This is a genomic window from 'Nostoc azollae' 0708, from assembly GCF_000196515.1.
GTDB classification, from domain to species: Bacteria; Cyanobacteriota; Cyanobacteriia; order Cyanobacteriales; family Nostocaceae; genus Trichormus_B; species Trichormus_B azollae.
This window is the reverse complement of the sequence record NC_014248.1, coordinates 5,202,843-5,227,776: the sequence shown is the minus strand read 5'-3', so window position 1 is coordinate 5,227,776 and position 24,934 is coordinate 5,202,843. Positions and strand designations below refer to the sequence as shown.

General features: G+C 38.6%; 18 protein-coding genes and 9 pseudogenes. 9 read left to right on the top strand and 18 right to left on the bottom strand.

What is annotated here, in order from left to right; translation table 11 throughout:
- The first annotated feature begins 128 nt into the window (after positions 1–128).
- The 6 genes and pseudogenes from AAZO_RS35930 to AAZO_RS44365 form a co-directional block, all read left to right on the top strand.
- Positions 129–287, top strand: coding sequence for a hypothetical protein (locus tag AAZO_RS35930; RefSeq protein ID WP_187289566.1), 159 nt, complete (start codon positions 129–131; stop codon positions 285–287).
- 15 nt (positions 288–302) lie between these two features.
- Positions 303–539, top strand: a pseudogene (locus tag AAZO_RS44370) (protein kinase domain-containing protein); the annotation flags it as partial.
- Positions 540–1,011: 472 nt separating this feature from the next.
- Positions 1,012–1,820 (top strand): annotated as a pseudogene (locus AAZO_RS32315) (IS5 family transposase).
- A 391-nt stretch (positions 1,821–2,211) separates the two neighbouring features.
- Positions 2,212–2,938, top strand: a pseudogene (locus AAZO_RS24295) (IS701 family transposase); the annotation flags it as partial.
- 125 nt (positions 2,939–3,063) lie between these two features.
- Positions 3,064–4,086: pseudogene (locus AAZO_RS24285) on the top strand (ISKra4 family transposase).
- 27 nt (positions 4,087–4,113) lie between these two features.
- Positions 4,114–4,331: pseudogene (locus AAZO_RS44365) on the top strand (IS701 family transposase); the annotation flags it as partial.
- A gap of 555 nt (positions 4,332–4,886) precedes the next feature.
- Here AAZO_RS44365 and AAZO_RS24280 read toward each other — a convergent pair.
- A pseudogene (locus tag AAZO_RS24280) lies at positions 4,887–5,960 on the bottom strand (ISAs1 family transposase).
- 268 nt (positions 5,961–6,228) lie between these two features.
- On the opposite strand from AAZO_RS24280, the gene AAZO_RS32310 reads away from it, so the two are divergent.
- Entirely contained in the window at positions 6,229–6,540 is a 312-nt protein-coding gene (locus tag AAZO_RS32310) for a hypothetical protein (protein ID WP_013193187.1), read from the top strand.
- 944 nt (positions 6,541–7,484) lie between these two features.
- On the opposite strand, the gene ptsP is transcribed toward AAZO_RS32310, so the two are convergent.
- The 7 genes from ptsP to AAZO_RS35910 all read right to left on the bottom strand — a co-directional run bounded on the left by ptsP (position 7,485) and on the right by AAZO_RS35910 (position 12,535).
- A complete protein-coding gene (ptsP, locus tag AAZO_RS24270; RefSeq protein ID WP_013193186.1) occupies positions 7,485–9,983 on the bottom strand; it encodes a phosphoenolpyruvate--protein phosphotransferase in 2,499 nt (832 codons plus the stop codon).
- Between the two features lie 312 nt (positions 9,984–10,295).
- Complete coding sequence (locus AAZO_RS24265; protein ID WP_041642117.1) at positions 10,296–10,775, bottom strand: transposase; 480 nt, start codon at positions 10,773–10,775, stop codon at positions 10,296–10,298.
- 93 nt (positions 10,776–10,868) lie between these two features.
- Complete coding sequence (locus tag AAZO_RS44360) at positions 10,869–11,099, bottom strand: winged helix-turn-helix domain-containing protein (protein ID WP_049790944.1); 231 nt, start codon at positions 11,097–11,099, stop codon at positions 10,869–10,871.
- Positions 11,100–11,144: 45 nt separating this feature from the next.
- The gene (locus tag AAZO_RS34535; RefSeq protein WP_041640488.1) at positions 11,145–11,372 is read right to left on the bottom strand and encodes a helix-turn-helix domain-containing protein; all 228 of its coding nucleotides are present in this window, start codon (positions 11,370–11,372) and stop codon (positions 11,145–11,147) included.
- Between the two features lie 183 nt (positions 11,373–11,555).
- A complete protein-coding gene (locus AAZO_RS35920; protein WP_041642114.1) occupies positions 11,556–11,891 on the bottom strand; it encodes a hypothetical protein in 336 nt (111 codons plus the stop codon).
- 14 nt (positions 11,892–11,905) lie between these two features.
- Entirely contained in the window at positions 11,906–12,082 is a 177-nt protein-coding gene (locus tag AAZO_RS35915; protein WP_187289565.1) for a hypothetical protein, read from the bottom strand.
- A gap of 87 nt (positions 12,083–12,169) precedes the next feature.
- Positions 12,170–12,535 (bottom strand): hypothetical protein, encoded by a 366-nt coding sequence (locus tag AAZO_RS35910; protein WP_228371402.1) that lies wholly within the window; start codon positions 12,533–12,535, stop codon positions 12,170–12,172.
- 323 nt (positions 12,536–12,858) lie between these two features.
- Between AAZO_RS35910 and AAZO_RS24245 the strand changes: the two are divergent.
- Positions 12,859–13,585: pseudogene (locus AAZO_RS24245) on the top strand (SDR family NAD(P)-dependent oxidoreductase).
- Between the two features lie 250 nt (positions 13,586–13,835).
- Positions 13,836–14,858, top strand: a pseudogene (locus AAZO_RS24235) (ISKra4 family transposase).
- Positions 14,859–15,317: 459 nt separating this feature from the next.
- Here the strand turns inward: AAZO_RS24235 and AAZO_RS40260 are convergent.
- The 10 genes and pseudogenes from AAZO_RS40260 to kaiB form a co-directional block, all read right to left on the bottom strand.
- Positions 15,318–15,509 (bottom strand): C4-dicarboxylate ABC transporter, encoded by a 192-nt coding sequence (locus AAZO_RS40260; RefSeq protein ID WP_081462876.1) that lies wholly within the window; start codon positions 15,507–15,509, stop codon positions 15,318–15,320.
- A 115-nt stretch (positions 15,510–15,624) separates the two neighbouring features.
- Positions 15,625–17,211, bottom strand: a pseudogene (locus AAZO_RS44355) (IS1634 family transposase).
- Between the two features lie 348 nt (positions 17,212–17,559).
- The gene (locus AAZO_RS27855) at positions 17,560–17,937 is read right to left on the bottom strand and encodes an IS66 family transposase (RefSeq protein ID WP_049790942.1); all 378 of its coding nucleotides are present in this window, start codon (positions 17,935–17,937) and stop codon (positions 17,560–17,562) included.
- A 276-nt stretch (positions 17,938–18,213) separates the two neighbouring features.
- A complete protein-coding gene (locus tag AAZO_RS35905; protein ID WP_187289564.1) occupies positions 18,214–18,363 on the bottom strand; it encodes a hypothetical protein in 150 nt (49 codons plus the stop codon).
- A gap of 292 nt (positions 18,364–18,655) precedes the next feature.
- Positions 18,656–19,435 carry a photosystem II electron transport protein, Sll1252 family gene (locus AAZO_RS24215; protein ID WP_013193185.1) on the bottom strand — a complete coding sequence of 260 codons (780 nt, stop codon included), beginning with the start codon at positions 19,433–19,435 and terminating at the stop codon, positions 18,656–18,658.
- A 52-nt stretch (positions 19,436–19,487) separates the two neighbouring features.
- The gene (locus tag AAZO_RS24210) at positions 19,488–19,988 is read right to left on the bottom strand and encodes a hypothetical protein (RefSeq protein WP_013193184.1); all 501 of its coding nucleotides are present in this window, start codon (positions 19,986–19,988) and stop codon (positions 19,488–19,490) included.
- 204 nt (positions 19,989–20,192) lie between these two features.
- Positions 20,193–20,570: a hypothetical protein gene (locus tag AAZO_RS24205; protein WP_013193183.1), complete on the bottom strand. Its 378-nt coding sequence runs from the start codon at positions 20,568–20,570 to the stop codon at positions 20,193–20,195.
- A 102-nt stretch (positions 20,571–20,672) separates the two neighbouring features.
- Entirely contained in the window at positions 20,673–22,580 is a 1,908-nt protein-coding gene (locus tag AAZO_RS24200; protein ID WP_013193182.1) for a TolC family protein, read from the bottom strand.
- Between the two features lie 122 nt (positions 22,581–22,702).
- A complete protein-coding gene (kaiC, locus tag AAZO_RS24195) occupies positions 22,703–24,247 on the bottom strand; it encodes a circadian clock protein KaiC (RefSeq protein WP_013193181.1) in 1,545 nt (514 codons plus the stop codon).
- 85 nt (positions 24,248–24,332) lie between these two features.
- The gene (gene kaiB / locus AAZO_RS24190) at positions 24,333–24,644 is read right to left on the bottom strand and encodes a circadian clock protein KaiB (RefSeq protein WP_013193180.1); all 312 of its coding nucleotides are present in this window, start codon (positions 24,642–24,644) and stop codon (positions 24,333–24,335) included.
- Positions 24,645–24,934 lie beyond the last annotated feature (290 nt).

The window sequence follows — 24,934 nt, the reverse complement described above, 5'->3', positions numbered from 1 at the left end:
GGTAAACTTCTAGATGGGGTTTACTATTCGTAAGGATTCGATGGATAAAACCACAATGATTAATCCAATCAATTTCCAAACTCCAATATTTTTTTGTCCTCCTCAAAATGGTGAGATTATTAATTTTAATGGTAAATTTTAATGGTAGGCAATATTTTATCGGTAAAAGTATTAATCAAGGGTATTTAGGTCAGGTATTTAAAGGCGAGGATGAATGGGGCAGCGAACTTAGCGAACTTGCAGCTAAAGTTATTGAACCCCAAAATCAGACTTATGAAGATGTTTGACAACGGTGGCTAAGAGAGAGAAATATTTTAATAAATCTGCGGCATCCAAATATAACCTATATTCATACTTCCTTTGAATGTGAAAATACTCTTTATGTCATTCTTGAACGTTGTCATTCTCGACTCAAGGATGTGATACAAATACAACAATATGATATACGTGAAGCTTTACTAGCATACATTGTAATAGATATTTTGCAAGCACTTGACTTTATTCACAATAATATAATAAGGAAGGCTATGTTCATCTAGATATACATCCTCGTAATATTTTTGTATTTGAAGTAAAAGATATAATTGTTCCAGAGAAAGATCCTATTTACAAGTTTAAAATAGCTGATTTGGGAATAAGTAGATCGGAAAAATATTTGAGTGTTTATAATACAATGGCAAAATGGATGCTACCTCCAGAGCATTTTAACCAAATATAATTTGGAAAAATTCAGCGTCAGGTAGATATATACCATACTGGATTATTACTATGAAGTCTGCTTCCTCCATACGTTCCACAATTCACGCAACAAGGAATTTTAGATCGAAAGCCACGCCAAATAGCAGAGAATCTTTCTTCGCCATATAGTGGCGCAATAGCGAGAGCATTATGTAGGCACGTTGCTAACAGAACCGAATAAGAGGATATTGATAAAGTAAATGTAAAGGGGAGTAGAAAAGGAATGTTGGAAGGATAGGATACATCAGATATAGTGTATTTACATAGCTAATCATGGCACGAAAGTCTTACCCCACAGACTTAACTGATATGGACTGGGAAATCCTGGCCCCATTGATTCCACCAGCCAAAGAAGGAGGGCATCCACCCACAACAGATATGGGTGAAATATGTAATGCCATCTATTATCATTTGAAAACTGGATGTCAATGGAATATGCTTCCAGGTGACTTCCCGCCAAAGTCAACGGTATATAGCTATTACAGGAAATGGCATGGCCAGGGGGTTTGGGAAAAATTCAACCATACATTGGGTGGTCAAGTTCGCTCGAAATTAGGTAAATCAACACAACCTACCGCGCTCGCCGTAGACAGTCAGTCGGTCAACACTGACCAAAAAAAGGGGATGTGTATAGTTTTGACGGATGTAAAAAGGTAAAAGCAAGAAAGGGGCAAACTTTAGTTGATAGCCTGGGACTTGTGTTGAAAGTTGTTGTTAGTGAAGCGAATGCCCCAGAACGAATACTTGCTGCCTATGCACTAATGGAACTGCTAGAGGAACCCACAGAATTATTGGAAAAAGTCCAAGTTTTATGGGTTGATTCCGGTTATGACGGTGATAAATTTGCACTTGCAGTTTGGTTCATGATTCAAGCTCATGTTGAAGTCATAGGACCTACTGAGCAAGAATTTAAAGTTTTACCACAACCCTGGGTAGTAGAAAGAACATTTGGGTGGTTTAACTAATATCATCGTCTAAGCAAGGATTATGAGCGTTTAACACAAATGAGGGAAGGGGCTATATATGCTCTTATGACTAGAATTATGCTACTTCCTCTTGTCTCCTCAACATTTACTTTATAAATCATCTCTCAGCACTCGATTTTTGGCGTGAAATATTAGAAGCAAGCAAATCTTAGCGTAATTAATAATGGGTTGGTTTCTTAGGGTGATTTGACAAAGGAAACCCACTAATTAAATGATTTAGATCTCCGACTTCTATAATTAATTATTTACCTGATAGAAAAATCCTGAAAAGAAGTCGGGGATCTTTAACTTTGCAAAAATTCACAACCTCATAATCATTGATACTGTTAGATCATAATAATGTATTATCTAATACTCCTAGTGATTACGTGCTCACAAAGTAGCAAAATAGTGTAGTGATAAAAAATGTCATCTACTTAGGAGGTATGGGAGAATTAGAGAAATAACTAAACCTTCTACAGCAGAATGCAATCTAGAAGATTAGACTCTGTTGTTGCTATCAGAACTAAAGCATGGGGGATGTTATAGATTGGCAGAGATATTGGAAAACGTTTCACATGATAGTGTGAATAGATTATTGCTCAGAGAGAGATAGGAACCGAAGCATTTATTCGATACAGTAAAGAAAATCATAAATATAGTAGGAGGGATTTTAACTGTAGATGACACAGTAGTATAAAAATTGTATCGTGACCCAAAACATGCAGAATTAATCAGTTATTTTTAGTCTGGGAAATATCATAAGAGCATCGAAGGAATAAATTTAATCACACTGTACTACAGTGATATGTATGGCAATTTAGTACCAAGAAATTACAGATAGCATTATATACGACAAAAAGGAGGGAAATACGAAGAACGATTATTTTCAGGAAATGCTCAAGGAAGTGATTGATTGGGGTGTAAAACCAAGAATAGTTACAGGAGACAGTTGCTATTCAGGGGTAGAAAGCTTAAAATTTTTAGAAAACCAGAAATTGGGTTTTCTATTTGGGATTGAGAAAAATAGAACCGTATCGAATAAACTAGAAAAGTATTGTCTCTTAAGGAGTTTAGAAATTATCGATGAAGGTTTGATAAGTCATTTGAGAGCATTTCGATTGATCAAATTGTTTAGGCAAGAGTTCAACAAAGAAGACTCTAGAGACTATATAGTGTATCTACCAGATCAAGAAGCTCTCAATCAAATCACCAAAAGTGAATTTGTGACAATGGGAGGATCCACTATTGGAAGATACACAAGTGATAGGAGAATATAAGGATAAACAAGTGTGGATTAGCAACCATGAACCAGGATAAAAAAGAACGGCTCAAAGCCTGCTTAGAAGAATAGGCAACATTGTTATATGAAGAAGCAGACAAAAGTCAGATAACAGACTTGGAAGGCATAGAAAAAACAGTAAGGAGTCAAATATTAGAAGTGGTAAGTCCAGAAATAGCCCTTTTTTTATTGAAGGAACAAGCGGAAGGAAAGTAGGTAAAACCAGGAAAGTCAAAACCTTGGTAGGAGAGGAGAACTAAAACTAAAAGCTAAATAGTTGCAGAGACTGGGTTTGAAGCCAAGAAGTCGATTAGGTCCATTACTTCAAAAGTGCTGCTTGAGGCTATCAGCTAAGGAATCATATCAAAAAGAAGAAGTTGAAATTGAGGCATTAACAGGAGTAAAAGTTGGCCATAGGAGGCAACAAAAACTAGTTGTGGAACAAGATTGGGAGCTACCACAAGGAAAACAAGCTGTCTGTGAAGTGAGGGTGGATGGTGGAAAAGTACAAATAGGGGGCAAACACCACAAGCAGGCTGGTACTGGCGAGACTATAAAACCCTTCGTCTACAAGGAATTTATGATGGCGCATTTTTTGATAACAACCAATCATTCATTAGTTGATTATGTTAATAGCCAGTCTTTGGTTAACCCCTTGTGTGTTTGGGGGATGGTCATGATGGAGTTTGGAATTTAGTTAAAGAGTTTGGAACTGAAAAATTCAAACCTTTGGAAATTTTAGATTGGTATCACCTCAAAGAGAATCTTTATCAAATTAGTGGTTCTTTAAAGCGTCTCCAAGCTGTTGGGAGTTTATTGTGGTAAGGTCAGATAGAGCCGATTCAACCTTTATTTAATAATTGTCGAGGCAAACAAGTTAAGAAGTGTTTCGACATAGGCGAAAAACATCCCACTGGCATTATTAACTACACCTACTACCAAGCTAAACAACTGTGTTCTATTGGTTCTGGATCTGTCGAATCTGCTATTCAACAGATTGGAGCAAGGATTAAAATTTCTGGCCCACAGTGGAATGTTGAAAGTGTCTACCAAATCCTTTCCCTTCCTTGTGCTTATCTCAATGGTTTACTTCCTATTTGAGTCTTTCTGCCAAAACTCCATGGTCCCGTGACAATTCATGATACTCATTGGGGGATTGAAAGTTTTCATAGAGCCATCAAACAAGTATGTGGAATTTATCAATTTATGGTTAGAGATAGCCAAGGAATTAAAACACAGATATTTTGTTCAGTATTTCTAATTGCTATGAATTGTAAAGGAACTTATTCACTTTAGTTGTGGGCGACTACATCGTGGAAAATCTTACCAATGCTGGTACTGCTTAATAATCATGGATGAGTTTTTTTATCAATGCGTAACTCCTAATTCACTAGAAAATAAATGTATATGTAAATATCTAGTCAAAAAATATCGTGTTTGTGTCTATAAAGGTATCCCTAATTACGACATTACAACGGAGATTTTATCATGATACTAGCATACATTCTTACAGAAAGTGATAGAGATATAGAAGTTGTACGGATATTACTGCCAAAAAAGCTGAGTCAAGACATTCAAATTATACCGACTCTAAGCTCTTACAGAGCTCGTTCTTTAGCTAGTTCACCAGGGGAAATGCACCTTATTTCCTAATAAAAACTAATGAGGATTTTAAAATCATCTATATATATAAGTGCAAAGCTTGATGGATATATAAACAAAATCAATCACTTTTTTATTAAGCGATGAATTAGCTTATCTCCAATTGAATAACTCTTAGCTAAGGATAAATGAGCTAACTATTCATCCATAAATAAGTAAACTTATCTGTAAAAATAAGCAGAAGAAAATATTAAGTAAATTGTTGACAAGTTAGTTGAGGCTAAAGCTAAAACTCTTTCTCAAGAGTTATTATCCATTTCTGCCAAAAACTGTTTATTTTTTATCCCCCGCTTCACGGGGTTCTCTTTACCCAAAAGATTGACTGCTATCTGGCGCATTACTGCAAAGTTTTGTGGAGCATTATCTTTCCTAATCCGGCAGTCATCTTGTTTTAAAGCTACATCTAATACCCAATGCAATGAATTTTCTGTTGCCCAATGGCTGCGGACAGAATTAGCCAATCGTTCTCCATTTGACTCAAGACTACTAATAAAATAACGAGTCTCTACTGTTGTTTTATCATCCACTTATCCGATAGATTCTACCATCCCAACACTTTTTAGATTTGACCAAACTGAATCAGGATCAAGCTGAAACCCAAAGTTGCGGATTTCATGAAGACCATGCCCTGTTTCTTCGGGTTTATATGTGCTATGTTGAAGCTCTTGAAAACCTGTACTTATCCCTGACTTAAATAGCTGTTCTACTGACTCATACAGATTACCTTGGTTCTTTTTTAAAGTAATTACATAATCTGCATTTTCTTGCGTAATTAACTTTACTATGTCTTTGTGACACCCGATGGCATCAATCCTGACAATACATCCAGCTAATTCTAAAACCTTTAATAATTCGGGAATTGCTGTAATTTCATTTGATTTCTCATGCACCTTCACCTGTCCCAACACTAATTTATTTGTAGTTGCCCATGCACTTACCATTTGGATTGCACTCTAGTCACTATTTTTACCATGAGAACTACATAAAGTTTTCCCGTCAATTGCCACAACTTCACCATCCCTTATCTTATGTACTGATTTCATCCAGTTCAAGAAACAATTTTGAAATTTTTGCGGGTTCAATTGTGCAAATACCCTTCCAAATGTGTCCTGGGACCGGAGCCCATTTCCTAGTTCTAAAAAGGTTTTTAACCACTTATATTTTGTGCAGCCATACAGTTCAATTGCCACCCAACTATCTGCTTCACAAATTACTGCACAAATTCCAATGGTAAGAATGTCAATTAACTTGTGTCGTTTCCTCCCCTCTACTCTTGGATCTTCCATCTGTGCAACGTGGTCAGTAATCGTGATTTTGGGCTAGTAATCGTGATTTTGGGCTTGAGCTTCACACTTTTTGGGACTTTCTTCTTCTACTTTTACAATGACTTTACCATCAGAGCCTCATTGGTCAACCTCCATATCATCAGCCCTCACTACCTTTCTCATTTATTAGTATATATGTACCATATATACATGCGTTCGCCCTGGGTTCAGCACTGCTTGCTACTCGAAAAATACCAATTGCTCTTGTCATAGATGCAGATACAACGAATCTCAAATATTTGAAAAGAAAGACTTGATGAATTATGTATTAAGTCAAGCACCATCTGGAATTCCTTTTCAAGTTTCTCTGGCAGTTCCAGAAATAGAATCCATATTTTTACAAGATAAATCATTAATTGAAAAAATAGCAAAACGTCACTTTAATGATTTAGAATGGCAATTAGCTCAAAGTAAACCTAAAGATTTTTTAGAGACAGTCTTAGATAAGAAACAGTCGCTCAATGACAAAATAAGTAGGTGGGCGGAAAAATTTATAACTATGTCATGGCTAATGCAGCAAAGGGGAATCAAGCAATGCCAAGGGTTTCAAGTAACTTACATTTTGTAACATACTTATATTTATTTGTGCCTCCCTACTTACTTAGAAATATAAATGATGAAGAAATTAAAAGATTGCAACAACATCCATTAATACGAGAAATCAAGGGTTTCTTATCATCACTTATGGAGTCTTCTGTTGCAATTAGTTAACCTACATAGATAGCACAAAATGACAAAAACTACCAAAATATAGTTCTTAGGTTGGGTTGAGGAACGAAACCCAACAATATAATAATCGAGCTCCCCGACTTCTAAGATTGATTATTTGTATTAGCGAAAAATCTTAAAAAGAATTTGGGGATATTTGGGACGGAAATAACACTCATGAAAAGAATCAATATTTCCTTACCTGACACATATCGGAACTTATATAGAATAGTAGCTCAAAGTGTTTACAGCAGCGAAGCGTGAATATTTTCGGGATTAGTACGACAATACCAAAAACACATCAGAAATGACTGCTCAAAATTGGGAAGATATTCGTCAAGCAGTGCGTGGAAGAATTAACAAACGTCAAGCTACAATTTATCCATAATGTTTGCAATTAAGAATTGATATCATAAATAGGGAATCTTTGACTTGCATAGATTATATTAATATAATAATACCGAAAAATTTTACTCAGTTGAGACAGAAATGACTGCTCAAGATTGGGAAACGTTAAGGTAAAATTTAACAGTGATGTTTGCAATTAAAAAGAACTCATAAATCGGGCATCATTGACAATGAGTTTTAATCAAAATAAAGTCATAAACATACAGCAGATTACAGATAAATGAGGTAAAGAATCTAAATTGAAACCTAGACAGCAAGAGAGTTTTACTCCTGACTCCTGACTCCTGCTGTAAATTAACGATGACTCTCCAAATCCTAGACAAAACTAACACAATTTTAGAACAGGTATCGCTTGACAATCAAGACAGTTGCTTGTATCTTAATTCTGAATTGATATTACCCAATAGGATAAACTAACTCTCTGACACTAGTTGCAGAATCTTGTTCTAATGCTATATTGGCTATAGCTTGTGCTTCTGTGATTGTTAGCTGTGATATTGCCCGTTTTAGCGGGGCGATTGCTTGAGGATTGACACTCAATTCATCTAATCCCAAACCTAATAAAATGGGTGCAACTAAGGTTTCTGCTGCTACTTCTCCACATAGTCCTACCCAAATATTAGCAGCATGGGCAGCATGGACAGTTCGCTGAATCATTCTTAATACCGCTGGTTGTAAAGCATCCGCTAAAGTTGCTACTCTAGGATTTGTGCGATCGCCAGCCATAACATACTGACTCAAATCATTTGTACCAATACTGAAAAAGTCAACTGCTCTGGCTAACTGATCAGCTATAGCTACTGCTGCGGGTGTTTCTATCATCATCCCCACATTCATATTTTCATCAAAAGGGATACCAGCTTGTCGCAGTTCCTCCTGTACCTGATTGAAAATTGCCTTAGCTGCTCGTAATTCTGTTAAAGTAGCAATCATCGGCCACATAATTTTGATATTATGCCCTACACTAGCGCGTAAAATCGCCCGTAACTGAGTTTTCAACAACTGAGGATTTTCTAAACAGAACCGAATCCCGCGCACACCTAAAAACGGGTTAGCTTCTGTAACAGACAAACTCAAATAAGGAAGTTGTTTATCTCCACCTATATCCAAAGTGCGAATAATTAACGGTTGCTTATCTAAAACTTGCGTAATCGCTTGATAAACTTTCAGTTGTTCCTCTTCTGTAGGTGCGCTTGTTCTGTCCAAGTACAAAAACTCTGTACGAAGTAATCCCACACCTTCTGCACCATGATTTACAGCTAATTCTGCATCCGTAATACTACCAATATTTGCCAATACTTTAATGTAGCAACCATCACGAGTAACTGCTGGTTGATGTGCCAGCTTTCGTGCTTCTGCTTGGGCAATTTTCCAAGTCTCTCGCTTGGCTTCTAGTCTATCTAATGTCTCAGTTGCTGGTGCCACCCAAACCTTGCCACTTTCACCATCAAGCGCCATCAATGTACCACTTTGCAAGTTTAAGACCTGGGCATCTATACCCAAAACAGCAGGAATACCAAGGGTTCGAGCGATAATAGCACTATGGGAAGTTGCACTTCCGGAGGTCATGCAAATACCCATCACTTTGCTTGGATCAAGCTTAACAGTATCTGAAGGACTTAAATCTATCCCTACTACAATAGATGGTTCTGTAAGTTCCAAGTCAGTGGGAGCATTACCTAGTAATATTCTTAATACCCTCTGTCCCACATCAACCACATCGTCAACTCGTTCTTGTAAATAAGAATCCTCTAGTTTGCGGTAGGAATTTGCTACTTCATCCACTACAGCTTGCCAAGCTACTTCTCCGTTGAGACGTTCTTCCACAATATGCTGACGTACGGCTTCTAGCATCACAGGATCTGCTAAAAATAGGAGATGAGCATCAAAAATTGCCGCTTCCGCATCACCAATTTGAATAGATGTGTGGGAGAGTAAAGTTGCAATTTCCTGTTTAGCAATTTGAATAGCTGTTTGTAATCGTTGCCACTCTACATTCACATTTTCTATGTGATATTCCGTACAAGCTACAGCGGTAGATTGATAATGAACTAATGGGGCGATCACAATTCCTGGAGAAGCCGCAATTCCCCACAGTTCACCCTGGGTCGGTGGGGTAAATTCTTGAGGTGGTGGTGTTAATCCGACAATGCTATCATCTTCCCCAAAATTGTTGATAATCAATTTCTGTAAAGCTTTTAGCGCCTCCTGGGCATCAACTCCAGTGGCAGTAATCAGCAATTCATGTCCTTGACGTACTCCCAAGGTAGCAACTTGGTTAATACTGTCACCCCGGACAGGTTCTGTATTTCTAGTTAGATTCTGTACCCTGATTTGCGCTTGAAATTTGGATGCAGTGGCAACAAACTGGGCTGATAGACGGGCGTGTAAACCCAAGCGGTTACGGACTTTTAACCGTATTTCGTTGGTGGGAATTTCGGAATTATTTGTAGGTTGGCGACTGACCGTTGATAATGGACTACTAATTAAACCTAGTTGTGTTTCTTTTGCTACTAATGCTCCTTGTGCTTCCGCCATAACTTGCTGGATACTTACACCCGTAGCAGCAGCGATAGTCGCAGCAATAGCACCTTCTACTAACGGTGCTGCACACAGATATACGTGATCTCGTTGTTCAGGGGGTAGAAACTCCAGTGCCATTTCCGCACTTATTAAAGCACTACCTAAATCCATCAATACGAGAACACCATGATCAGAGAATACAGAGGCAATCGCTTCATAAACCTTAATCGCATCTGTACCTAGTGGATTTTCTGGATCATCAATGCCTGCTGCCACAGCAAGGGGAACTTGTCCTTGAACCATCTGTGCAGCTAGTTCTTGTACTCCTAGAACTAATTGTTTACTGTGCGAAACAATAACAATGCCAACCACGGTAATACCTTAGCCAGTTACCCATTCCATTATTCCTTGTCAAAAGACAAAGACCGCATTTATTTAGGTTGTATTTAGGTTCTAGTGGACAAGATTAACTTTTATAACAAGAGGCGAGTACAGGAGTCAGGAGAAAGAATCGAAATATGTTTTTCAACATATTGCTTTTGTTAGGTAGGTAAGCACCTGAAATTCATAGAGATTGATGTCAGTATTAAGAAATCAAAATTCAGAATCCAAAATTGATATTATCCCTTATGCCTCGCTATCAAAATTCAGCCTATCTAATAAATATTTTGTAATACCAATTCTCTATGAGGCTGCACAGAATAAAGCTTGGTGAAACAGAGCTTCAAGGATGAAATCATAACTGGTCAAAGAGGAGATGACCTCAGAAGATAATTGAGCTAATTCATGTTGAACTCCTTGACGCAATTGGTCGAGATGTGAGAAACTTTCACCTTTGAACTGACGTTTAATAAACTCCCATAATCGCTCCATAGGGTTAAGTTGAGGAGAGTGAGATAGTTGAAAAATGGGAATAATATTTTTAGGGCAAGACAGTGCCAAAGCTTGGTGTGCAGAAGCTTGATCCATCTGCATTAATGCCATATCAGAACCTAATTCTTGAGATAGGACATCCAAGAATTTCTGAAAATTCTCACTGTTTAGATGAGGATATTCCTGACAAAAATGCCATCCAGAGGTGGGTTCAACAACTCCATAAAGCCAAAATGCTTTTCGTGGCCACTGCACCCTCACTACAGGTTTAACACCACGAGCCGTAATCACTCACTCCTCCAGTTTCGGTCTTCAAACCTAATCTGGTTTCGTCCTGGCACAGGTAACTCAGTCGTTTTCCCCCACCCAATAGTTTCTCTAAAGCTACCAAGGCAAGGGGGATGTTTTCTTAAAAAGGTTTATAGCTTGCTCATCTTGTGATGAGCTGATGGGTCGAGGTACTTTCAATTTTGCCCCTAGTTTGTAGGACACTAAACTGTAAACTGTCTTGTATTTGACTTGGACGTGCCATTCTTGCTCTAGCCATTCCACAATTTGCCTATAACTACTAAACCCTTGGGGGGATTCTAACTTTGATATTAGTTGTGATAGCATTTCACCTTGTATTAAAGGAGTTGCCCCAGGCGCAGTTTTTACCTCTCAAAGAGAAGATAGTCCTCCTTTTCCATACCTTTGTAACCATCCTGTTATTGTTGACCCATCTCTGCCCAATCTTCGGCTCACTTCTTGATGCTGGGTTACTTGTTCTGTTTTTATCCACCACAGCATTTGTAAACGTTCTTTGTCTAATGCTGTCCGCGCATTTTTCAGGCTTTTTGACAAATACTCAGCACTTTCTTGAACTTCTAGATTGAAAGGGCGTGCCATTGCTTCCTCATGAGTCTTTATCTTCCATAATCTTTATTCTACAGTTCTATCTACACTCATTTAGACTTGGTATAACTTCAATAAGCTCGAGTAGAGAGTTTAGAGTTGGTGGGGTAGTATTGAAACGGTGAGCGCTCACTCTTTTTTTATCGAGTCTAAAGCCGCATCTTCATATATTATTAATCACTTCAGTTGTTTAAGTTTATTATCTGCCAATTTCAATAACTGCTGTGCCTCAGAATAGGAAGTTGTTCCTGATTTAACATTACTAAGTTGATTCATAGTTCCGATAATTTCGGCTTTGATTTCATTTCTATTACTTGATTGTGAAGCAATCAAATGTTGAATTTTCCTTTCGCAATTAGCTTTACTGAGAGTTTTCTTAGCATCATTTTCCGCTTGACGACGATTTTTAACAGTTCCCGAATTAGTTTGATACTCTGCTATTAACTTCTTGGCTTCTACATAACTGGGTTCTCGAACTTGAAGATTTTCTAATTCTTGAATTGCTTTTCCCATAAATCACCAATTTGTTACCATTTCTGCACAGTATGAGGTGGATTCTGGGAAGCTTTCGCTGCTGCGAAAGCATATTGTTCTGCAGCCGCAATGTAAATGATAATGCGGGGATTAATCACAGTTTCTTGTTTAACTTGATAGGAGGTAATTAATTTTTGTGCATCCACATATTGGGGATTTTTATTTGGCACTCTTTCAAGTCTGTCAATTACCTGTTCCCATAATTCCGATGCTACCTGAGAATTTTTTGGTTGAATTTTCTGGGCTTCTAGATCAGATTATTGTGCAGCAGCAATAAAACTACTAATTCGCCCATATTCAAAATCGCGTTTGAAGGCTACAAGTTGAGTTTGGGCTGTTTTACCTGCTAATATTTTTTCAGAGATTTGATCTAATTGATCTATAGCAGCTTGCCATAATGCGAACGCAGTTTCTCGATCTTTTGTATTTTTAGCCTGTTCATATTGCTGTTTTGCTGTCAATAGAGCCTTTTTAGCTTCATTCAAGGGCACTAAAGCATTTTGAGCCTGGAAAACAACAGCTTCTAGCCGCGCTACTCGTTCTCTGGCCTGCTCAAATTCATCTAAAGTAAACTGCCACCTACAACTAAACAAACTACAATAACGCTGAGGATAGTAACCCAAAAACCAGACTGATAAATTATCCAGAAAAATTGGGAGCATCCCAAATGTGTAAGTTTATTGTCATGCTGTAGCTTGCTTCCCGCAGGGTGTGAAGCGCAGCGGAATGTTAGCGAAGGGTGTTGGAGGCTCTAGCATCTCGCAGATTCTTCACTTCACTCCGTTCCCTATGGCTTACGCCACGCTTCGCTAACAGAATGACAATTTATGTATGATATTTTTGCAAAATTGGGATGCTCCCGAAAAATTTTTTCGTCTGCACACAACCTCTAGGCAGCGTTACCACCATAAATAAATACTATGGAATCAATCAGATAATTTTTAAAATGTCAACAGCTTTAATTACCGGTGCGTCAGGTGGAATTGGCAAAGCTTTTGCAGAGGAATTAGCAGCATCCAAAACAAATCTTGTTCTCGTTGCACGTTCATCTGAAAAACTCAACCAAATAAATAGCCACAGAATGACAACAAAAACATCAACTACAAGTCGATATTATAGCCAAATATTTCACAGAAAACAATGCCAAAGATGAGGTATCTTATCTCATTGAAAACCAGGGTAAAACAATTTATTTATTAATCAATAATGCTGGTTTTGGTGATTATGGAGATTTTGCTGAACGGGACGGAGAACAGCAATTAAAAAGGATTCAATTAAATATTATGCCATTGGGAGATCTAACCCACAAATTTCTAGCTTTAATGCGTCAGCGTCGTTCAGGCAAAATTATTAATGTTTCTTCAATTGCTGGCTTTCAAGCAATGCCGTATATTCTTGTTTATGCTGCAACTAAAGCCTTTATTCTCAGTTTTAGTGAAGCATTATAGGCAGAGAATCAAGACTATGGTGTGAAAGTTTTAGTGGTTTGTCCAGGTCCTACAGAAAGTGACTTTTTTACAGAAGCGAAGTTTCCTGAAATTTTAGCAGGTGCAAATAATAAAATAGGGACTCCAGAAGAAGTTGTACACGATGCTTTACAAGATTTAGCAGGATACGCTCATGCATGACAAAGCGATGAATTAGAAAATAAAGTCATTGTTAATATGTACTGATTGTTACCACGAGAATCCTTAGTAAGTGCGCTCGCAAAACAGTTTAAGGATAATTCGTAATTCGCAATTATCAAGTAAGGATTCAGGTCTAAGCTAGAGGGATTAAAGAAGGTGTCTACAAAGCGGGAGGATCCACTATTGGAAGATACACAAGTGATAGGAGAATATAAGGATAAACAAGTGTGGATTAGCAACCATGAACCAGGATAAAAAAGAACGGCTCAAAGCCTGCTTAGAAGAATAGGCAACATTGTTATATGAAGAAGCAGACAAAAGTCAGATAACAGACTTGGAAGGCATAGAAAAAACAGTAAGGAGTCAAATATTAGAAGTGGTAAGTCCAGAAATAGCCCTTTTTTTATTGAAGGAACAAGCGGAAGGAAAGTAGGTAAAACCAGGAAAGTCAAAACCTTGGTAGGAGAGGAGAACTAAAACTAAAAGCTAAATAGTTGCAGAGACTGGGTTTGAAGCCAAGAAGTCGATTAGGTCCATTACTTCAAAAGTGCTGCTTGAGGCTATCAGCTAAGGAATCATATCAAAAAGCAGAAGTTGAAATTGAGGCATTAACAGGAGTAAAAGTTGGCCATAGGAGGCAACAAAAAATAGTTGTGGAACAAGATTGGGAGCTACCACAAGGAAAACAAGCTGTCTGTGAAGTGAGGGTGGATGGTGGAAAAGTACAAATAGGGGGCAAACACCACAAGCAGGCTGGTACTGGCGAGACTATAAAACCCTTCGTCTACAAGGAATTTATGATGGCGCATTTTTTGATAACAACCAGTCATTCATTAGTTGGTTATGTTAATAGCCAGTCTTTGGTTAACCCCTTGTGTGTTTGGGGGATGGTCATGATGGAGTTTGGAATTTAGTTAAAGAGTTTGGAACTGAAAAATTCAAACCTTTGGAAATTGTAGATTGGTATCACCTCAAAGAGAATCTTTATCAAATTAGTGGTTATTTAAAGCGTCTCCAAGCTGTTGGGAGTTTATTGTGGTAAGGTCAGATAGAGCCGATTCAACCTTTATTTAATAATTGTCGAGGCAAACAAGTTAAGAAGTTTTTCGACATAGGCGAAAAACATCCCACTGGCATTATTAACTACACCTACTACCAAGCTAAATAACTGTGTTCTATTGGTTCTGGATCTGTCGAATCTGCTATTCAACAGATTGGAGCAAGGATTAAAATTTCTGGCCCACAGTGGAATGTTGAAAGTGTCTACCAAATCCTTTCCCTTCCTTGTGCTTATCTCAATGGTTTACTTCCTATTTGAGTCTTTCTGCCAAAACTCGATGGTCCCACTTTTATCATTCTTTCGTAAGGATTTAGGTCTAAGGAAGAGGGATTAAAAAAGGTGTATGGAAAGCAGAGTGAACCATGGCTTTCATAGGTTGGTCAAAAAACTCAATTAGAGGAAGTGCTTGACGGGGACAAGTTTGTATAACCGTCAATAAATTGGCAGGATGTTGGAATAGCTCCAGAGAAAGAGAATCACCACAGACTTTTCGATGTGTCAGTGCTAAACCTAACCTTGGTTCAGCTAAATTATGATCAAGGTCTATTGCCTAAGGAAAGTAAAAGTTTCCCAGGTTCCCCTGGGGCTTTATCAATGAATGAATGGAAGATTCAACTTTTGGTTGAAACTAGGATGGCCAAGTCAAGAATTCATGAAGGTTTTGGGTTTGTTGCAATAAAGGGTAGTTTTTAAACCCACATTCCGCACCCTAAACTGCTACAGAGGGAAATTACGGAGACAAAAAATGCAAGGGAGCATAAAAACAAACATATGCAGTGAAAAAAGGCATTGGAGAAACAGTAAAGCACCAAAAATAGGATCAAAAGCTATTCTCAATAAGGAGCAATAAGAAAGAACACCGCCCAGAGGAGTCAACAGATAAATGAAGATATTCAAGAGATAAATCATAACTTAGACTAATAGATTGAAGTAAAAAAAGAAATTATGGACATAGTAAAATAGAGCTATAAATCAACGACATTAGGTTATTTTCTGATAAAAATTAAATTAATAGAGAGGAAAATTAGGTAAGTAATTGATAGTAGGGAAAACAATGCTCTGGTAAAAGATTCATAATGAAATATCTCTCTTGAGTCCAGTAACAGATGTGTTTTTCTTGGTTAACTGTAACTAAATGAATAGACTGAAAGCATGGAAAAATCCAGCGTAAAGTGGGGCGGTCAGTTGGTTTGCCCAATTGATTTTTTAAGGTTGATTGAGACTCTCTCAAAGGGGTTCTAATTTGTCGTTGCCCTAAAGTATAAACCAGCAGACATAAACCCATAATCATTCCCAGGGACTCTATTCTCTCTGGACTTTTTAGGAAAATACTGTCTGCAAAAAATAATGGGTCTTTGAGAAAAGCAAACCCTCTCTCACAAGACTGTTGAGCTTTATATTCATTCAAGATGGAGTCATGGGTAAGTTCATTGGAATCCAAAAAGTTTGTAGCAAAAATAAAACGCCCTGCCCTTAGAAATTCTGTATTAATTTTACTTTCATTCTGGGAGAATTTAGCTGATATTTCATTAGGATATCTCTCCTGAACTATCTTTTTTCTTAGATTTGATTTGAGTAACGTTACTCTGGTTAATTCGGTGATATTTGAATTGTTTGAATAGTTTAGATAACCCCTTGATAGCATCACCTTCACAAGCAAATTTTTCTGGTGATATCTTGCACAGCTTTTGATTGTGCCTTGGTAATTTTTTGTGAGAGTTTACCCAGGTCTAATTCTCTTCTTTCTTGACTTTACACTACTAACCATCTTTGTTCTATGCCTGCATAATTTACTGTTTTTGAAGCTAGTTTATATCCGGGTAAGTTACTATCAATAAATTCTGGTTCTGGTAATGTTGATATTAATCATTGTGCTGATTCTACGCTTAATGGCACTGGACATAACCAGCTTAAATCTGACATCATTTTCAGATTTGATTCTGTATATAAGGCCCAGTCTGCTACTATGAGACTGTTAACTTTTAATTGTTTTTGGTACTCTACTGCTATTTTACCAAAGCATGATGAATCTGCTTGGTGTCCCGATGCTAGTTTTAAAAATATATATTGGTATGTCTCCATCTCCTGAACATATCATTTCTATGATGAACTGTTTTAACTCCAGTCTATGGTGACCAGAATAACCGTAGGTGATGGTTATTTCTTTTGGTGATTTTACTGCTAATTCTTCTATTTCTTGATTATTTCCTACTTTTTGACTCTCAAATATTACTTCTGGTAAGCTGGTGTTATATTGCCCATGTATCTGCATTTATGATGAGTCTAGATGCCCTGCTCATAGGGATACTCCAAATTTTTGGGCTGCTTTTAAGGCGACAATAAAAAATATTCTATCCAATCCTTTTATAAATAGTTTATCCATGACTCTCCCCAGTTTATCGTCCTTGAGATATTCTGGTTTGACTCCTGCTCCTATTAGATGGTCACAGGGGATTGTTTCAAAATCTTGGGGAAACATATATAAGGGTTTTTATACAAATCCTAACCCGTTGATTATCATGGCTTTTACTACATGACCCGGACTTACTTTCTCTCCAATTTCAAGGATTATTTCTACTACTCCTATGGCGTCTATTATTCCTGCTACTATGCCTCAATGGTATAGGTTTTGAATTTCCATTTTTTGAAGCTTTGATTTCACAACAGAATTATCCACAACTCCTGTTGTGATTCAATCATTTCTTCTTCTGTTATAATTTAATTTTTGAATCATTAAATTTTCTTTTCTTTTATCTTCTTTACAAAACTTTATTCTCTCACTCTATTGCCATTTTAATCATCCTTGTTCTCATTAAGCCTTTTCTTCCTTGCAGGAGTTTTAGTTATTGTGTACTACTATCTGTGACAGTTAGGGTGCGGAAGGTGGGTTTAAAACCTTCATCTATGAGGTCGATGAATTTTGTGCCGATTTTTTGGTGATTGAAGCCAGGAATCTTGATTAGTGTCTTGAAGTGACGGGGTAGGGTAGATGTGCCTGACATTTCTGTTGAGCTGTGACCGGATAACCCTTATAGGCAGTAAAGTCATCAGAACTGAGTACACCAGAGTAACTTGAACCCACAATAGATTCTAATTCGCCAGGACAAGGAGTATCAGACCCATCAAATAAAGGGAAGTCACTATTGGCAAAAATCCATAACCATCTTTTCACTCCTTTGACTACCCAGGGTGTTTCATCCCCAGGGATATGAGGCTGGGTTTGTTTTATCCACTGTTTGAGGCTATGAATACTTTGAGCCACTGGACCATCTATTCCTTCATTGGTACCTACTAATGTTCCCACTCCAATTTCTATTTGACCCAGTTCCCACAACAAGAAGTATTCTTTTTCATAGGGTCAATGGCCCTAGTTATTGATCCATCCCAAAAAAGCTTGTCCTGTGATTCCTATATCTTGTCCCAGTACTATCTCTGGTGACCAGTGTGTGTGCCCTTTGTGTTTCCCCACACACACTGCAAATCCACGTATATCTTTGATTTTCTACTATTTGGATTGGCCTGTCCACCAACTCCCCTAGTTATTGTGTTTGGATTTTTATTACTTCGCCAAACAATTGCCCCTGACCTCACGATCCACACACTTGCCGTCTCACTATCTCAAATCTATTCTATCTACTCCACCAAACACCTTTCTCCTTTTTCCCCTATGCCCTGGTTGTCCTCCTGGTTTCCGGTTTCGTGTCTGGTTTTCTTCTGGTTTCTCTTGTTGTTTGTTCTCGGTTTTTTTGAGGATGTCTCCCAAGGGTGCTTTGGATAATCTTATGGTCTCTAAATCTCTACTGACTTTGAGTTTCTCTATTTGTTTTTCCAGTTCTACTACTCTATTTCTTAGGTTCTCTATACTTTTCCCCTAGTCAATAATGATTTCTACCAGTTCCTCTGTTGCCAACTGCTTCAATATCTCTCTGTCTAGTTTTGGTGGCAGCCTCTTTTCCATAACTGCTATATTCTGCCTCACCTATCACACTTGTCAATACCCCACCACCTCAATCCTTACATTATCAATTACTACCCAGTCCCCAGTCCCCAGTCACCTACATATATCTAGTTAATTGCATGCGGTAACGGTCTTTTTTAGTAACGGTAATTTCACCAACTTCTAAACGTCCTTTACCGGGAATGGCAATTAAATCTCCGGTTTTCAGTTGGGAACTAGCTTGAGTGATTTCTTTCCAATTCACACGCACATCACCGGAGTCGATTAAATCAACCATTTTGCTACGAGACATCCCAAAACCGGCTGATGCGATCGCATCTAATCTTAAAGAAGCTTCTACAGTCGTCAATTCTTTCTTTTTCGGTTCGCGGATTTTTAACTCATTGATATCAATGGGTTGAGTTTTTACTGGAACAGAACGCACCTGTTTCAAACTCATCTCCAAAAATTCTGTTAGTTCCGGGACTACAATTACTTGCGCTCCCCTTTCTCCCAAAACCATAATATCTCCAGTCTTTTCTCGAACAATTCCCGTCCCCAAGATCGCCCCTAAAAAATCGCGGTGAGTTGCAGTATCAAACAGAAAGTTACCGACAATTTCTAAAGCGGTGATTGCAACTTGAGATTGATCTAAGGGTAATTCAGAACGTGCGATCGTCACTCTTTGACGTTCAGCTTGAGGATATCCACCCCAAGCTACCAAATGCACATCTGTTAATCGACTAAACACCCGTTGAATTTCTGCTAACTCTGGCGGAGACAAAAAATCAGTTAAAACCACTTCCCAGGTCTTTATAGCTTGCTCTGCCTGGTCAATCACCCGAGCTATACTATCACGATTTTCAACACCTCTTAAAAGTTCTTTTCTGGGTAACATGGGGACTGGGGACTCGCTAGTAATTGAATAATTACGAATTACGAATTACGAATTAATTTATTTCTGCATAACCTTGGATATTTTCTGGGTCAAACTGGCGTAATATGCGAGTAGCTTGGCGAGTCAGAGTTTCTGAACCCTGAACGACAATTATGTATTTTCCAGCATCCAAGCGATTGCGGTAGGGTAAAGCATCTCCACCACCTGAAACTAAACCTACACCACCACCAACAAATACGCTACCCATAGCGCCGCTACCAGCACCAAGTAGCCCGCCAATTACATGATTGCCAATTTCTCCAGCCCAAGCAAAGGTATCTAAGGCAGTGATGAAACTGAAGGTAAAACCAGCAAAAAAGCCAAATGGTAGCAGCCAGAATGCCATCAATCTTGCTTGTTTTTTAGCTTCTTCCTTGGGATCAATCAAACCAAACTCATCAGCGGTTTTGTATCCTCTACCCAGGATAGAGCTATTTATACCTACTTTTTCTAGGTCTAAGTAAGCAGCTTCAGCTTGGATGCGATCGGATAATACGGCAACAAGGTAATTCATTGATCTAAAAATTGTTATCTGGAAAAAATTGTCCTTAATTAACAGGGTATCAGCAGTAGTATACTACGGCATCACATCAATAGAGCAACCATTTAAAATAGAGAAAAAGCCTACTCCATAATATTTCTGACTTTTGACTTTTGACTTTTGACTTTTGACTTTCGCCTTGTGCTACTAGCTCCACCCCACAGTCAGCACTAAATATTATTTTAAAGAATCCAAAGGCTCACAAAAATTATTCACGCCTTGCTTGAGGACATATATTAAAACTGGGGTTACCAAAATATTGGGAAACTCTGGGATACTTTTCAGGTGTGACATCATGCCAGCAACTGAGTCATTGAGCAAATCTTCCCGATATTCTTGTTCACACAGGACTGCACGCCATTTTTTTGCTAAAGCGTCTAACCACTCAGAATTTGTTCGTCCTGGTTCTTGTCCAGCTTTGATAGCAAGGGTCATAGCTGCATCTTCTAAGTCTCCATCACAATCCTCAATCAAGTCTAATGCTTCCATTGCTTGAAGATCATCTGCTAGTTGAGAGCGGAACTGGGCAATTTCTTTGGATGTGATTTTAGTCATTGGGCATTGAAAATTTAGTTATTTAACTGATAACTGATAAAAGCCTCATTTGCTAGTAATTACACTGCTAAATGAGGCTTTTGGCTCTTTTAAAAAGTTGATTTACTTCTTAAAAGCCCTAGATGTTACATAGCGTTGTAACTCGGTTAAAGCACGGTTGTAGTTCAAGATGGCGCGAACGCGATTACCTTCGGATCTGGTAAGTTCATTTTCCGCGTTAATCACATCTGTTTGAGTACCTACACCAGCTTGGAATCGCAAACGAGCTAACCGTAGGGACTCTTTGGCTTGCTCTAGAGCCGCGTTGGAAGTTTGGACGTTTTCCAAGTTAGCGATCTGGGTAGAATAAGCCTGTTCTACTTGAAAACGGATTTGGTTACGTTGTTCTGCAAAATTAGTTTCAGCGATCGCAATATTAGTTTTAGCCTGGGCTGCTCTTGCTTTTGCTGCACCACCATCATATAAATTCAGGGTGGCTCGCACTCCCACAGAATAACCATCGCTAACGTTGATACTATCATTAAACACATCTAGCAGGTCATAGCTGGCAACTAAACTAATTTGCGGTCCTAAAGATGCTAGAGCTTGTCTTCTTTGTTGTTCGCTAATATTCCGCTGTGCCAACTGCTGTTGTAGTTCGGGGCGGTTTTGATAAGCTAAGATAATGCTATCTTCTAAACCACGTTCCCAAAGACCAGCTAACTGCACAGGGTCAGCAGCAGTGATATTTATCGACTGTGGCAGATTTAGGCGAGTAGCTAACCGCCGCTGAGCGATGGCTTGCTGAGAACGAGCATCAGTTAACTCTTGTTCGGCATTGGCTAAATTCACCTGCGATCGCAACATATCAAATCTTGTACCCACTCCAGCCCTTTCCAAAGCCTGTGCATCTCGCAAACTAGCCTCAGAATTCTGTACCGCCGACTGAGAAATACGTACATTTTCATCTGCCTGTTGCAGATTATAGTAATCTGTGGCAACATTCAGGCGAATTTCTTCAGATTGTCTTTCTACATCTAATTCCTGAAATCGTACCTGTTCCTCAGCCTCTGTAATTGCTGCATTTCGTCTCCCAGACGTATAAAGATTATACGTAAGTTCTGCTTGACCACCAAAGCTAGTATTCGATTCAGCATCAGGTGACAGAGGATTTAACCTCTCTTGCTGTTTAGCTTGCAGTGTGTTGCTAGAACTACGGCTATTAGTGACATTACCATTCACCCCCAAAGTAGGCAACAAGGCAGCCTGGGCTTCTCGGAGAGCAGATTTACTGCGCTCTAACTGCAATATCGACACTTGTAATTCGTTGTTATTCTGCTTTGCCAGTTCCAGCGCCTCGGCCAAAGTAATGGGCTGATTTTTCTGAAGCCTGACTTCCTCTGGTTTTGTGGGAAATAGCAGAGGATTAGGATTAGAATTCAGGTTTTCCAGAGGTGACCCTTTAGAGTCTGTCGGTGCAGGTGTGGCAGTTTCTACGTTTGGAACAGATGGCTCTGAAGTATTAGGCGTTTGTGAATCACCAGGATTAGTAACTTGAGCTACCTTCTTGGACGCCCCATTTTTTTGTGAACAAGCCTTTAAAGCCAGAAGCATAGCAGCTTGGCTTTTTTGCCTTGCCTGTAAACATTTTTCCCCTTCCCGTAACTGTGCTAATTTTGCACTAGTCACTGCATTTGGCAAAAGTGTTTTCGGGCTGTTTTCTTTTGTCACGCTGCCATTATGAACCAAAGAGGCTTCTCTAACATCGTGACTAGCCACAGACGTCACACTCAGGTTACTAAAATCCAGAGTAGCTACTAAAGCTGGAGAATTATCAACTGCGGTATTGCGCTGCTGTCTGTTGATGTCGTCCACAACTGAGGGTTTCCCATTGGTTGCAGTCAAGATACTAGGAGAAGACACCACTTTGACGTCACCAACTTTATGGGTATTAGCCCAAGCCGATTGAGTCGTTAATACTGCTGCTGTTACACCAGGCAAGAAACTATGAAATAAGTGCTGTCCTTTCACCGCATCCCCTCACACGAAAATCAATCTATGTAGCGGCAGAAAACTTGTCTTCACATAGAATATAGCACGATACTAAATGAAGCAAATAATATACTACTATACCGAATTTAAAAATCAGAAATCTACTTCTCTTCAAAACGTTTGACAATGCGAGAAAGTTCCGCCTTTTCGTCCATGATAACGCGGGTAGGCGCTCCACTAACAATTCGTTCATAATTACGGAATGAATCTTTGATATTCGGCCCATCAGCCGTAATATTGTACTCCCTAATCCCCTTATCGTGCCACGAACCCCTCATCTTGAATACGTTGATTGCCCGTGACATTTCACCATGTATTTCCACATACTGCAACATGAGAATTGTATCAGTAATCGTGGAAATATGAGAATCAGTGATTGAATGTGACCCCATAAATTGGTCGCTTGTGTTCGTAAAGAACCCTGTTATCTCTTCTTGTTTGGCATAGCCTGTAACACCAATTACAAACTGACGAAAAGCATTATTGCTTACGCCTCTAGCCAGGGCTGAGAGAGAATCAATGGCAATTCTAGCTGGCTTAAAATCAGCAATTTCTGATTTAATAATTTGCAAGTGGTCTTCTAACCCAGTTGATTCGGGATAGGTACAAATTATTTTTAATAAGCCTTGGTGTTCTAATTCTTCAAAATCAATTCCCCAAGAATAGGCATTTCGAGACAGTTGAGCGCGGGATTCTTCATAAGCAAATAAAATTGCTCTCTCACCGCTCACACAGCCATCTTGAATAAATTTACTGACTAACAGAGTCTTACCAGTACCTGTGGCTCCTGTGGCTAAAATAATCGAATCTTTAAAGAAACCACCACCACACATTTCATCTAGAGTTTTGACTCCCGAAGATACGCGGACATTTGAAGACCTTTGTGTTAGCCGCATTGCTCCTAATGGGAAAATGTTAACTCCTGCATTAGTAATGGTGAATGGATATTCACCTTTCATGTGAGTTGTTCCACGTAATTTGAGAATTTCAATTGTCCGTCGTCGGCGTTCTCCTTCTAAAACGTTGCGAACAATGACTACATTGTCGGAAACAAATTCTTCTACTCCAAAAGAAGCTACAGGTCCATATTCTTCTCCACGTTCTGTGGTAATGATAGTAGTGACATATAATTGTTTGAGACGTGCTACTAGGCGAAATATTTCTCGTCGCACTACTCCCACTGCTTCATATTGTTGGAATACTGCTGTGATTGAATCAATGGAAACCCGATGAGCTTTGTATTTGCGAATGGCATACTGTAAGCGTTCAATTAAGGCTGATAGGTCAAAGTTGCCGACAATATCTTGACCTTCAGGATCCGGAGATGCATCGAGAATAAATAACTTTCCTTCTTCAATCAGTTTTTGCAAATTCCACCCAAAAATATGGGCATTTTTAATAATGTCGCTTGGTGATTCTTCAAAGGTAACAAATACTCCTGGTTCATCAAAGTAAGTGATGCCATTATACAAAAATTGTAGGGATAATAAGGTTTTACCTGTACCAGAAGTACCGCTGACTAAGGTTGTTCTCCCGACTGGTAAACCGCCATGACTAATATCGTCAAAACCCTCGATCATTGTGCGGATTTTCTCTACACCCCCAATTGGTGGATTTTGTTGCTCTTGTTGCGCTTTGTCACTCATTGCTGATCAAATATGGGTATTTAACCCGGCTTTTTAAATTACTTGGGTACTCAGTTTTTAGGAATTTTATGAATTAATATCTTAACTATTCCCAGTCTTCTTCACTCAATTCTTCATAAAGTAAGTCTAATCCTATCAAAACTCTTTCTCTATCTGAAAGATCGCCGATGATTTTGCGAACTGGGGGTGGCAAAATCTTGGATAATGTCGGTGTGGCTAGTATTTTGTCTTCTTCCGCTAATTGTGGATTTTTAAGAACGTCGATTACTTTTAGGGCATATACTCCTTGAAACTCCTGTTCTAGGATGTTTTTAAGTGTGCTTAATGCTCGCACAGAGTTGGGTGTGTTCCCTGCTACATAAAGCTTGAGAACATAGGTTTTTCTGGCTTTATTCATAAATTTACTAGTACCGCCGTGAATTTAAAATGCTTCTTTCAGAAGGGCTACGCTAACAAAATAGTGCTTCCAGCAGGCTGCGCTAACAAAATTCAAAATGTATACGGCGTGAGCTTTTCAGAGATTTGGAATAGTTGGTTTATTTACGCCGTACTCTACTAGATAGACTCTGAGTATTAGGAATACAATATACAGAGTATTACTAAATACATGATGTGTATTTACTTACCTTTGCTATGTACAAGGGGTTTTTGCTGCTGTCCGGTTAAAACGCAGTGCTAAATACCTAC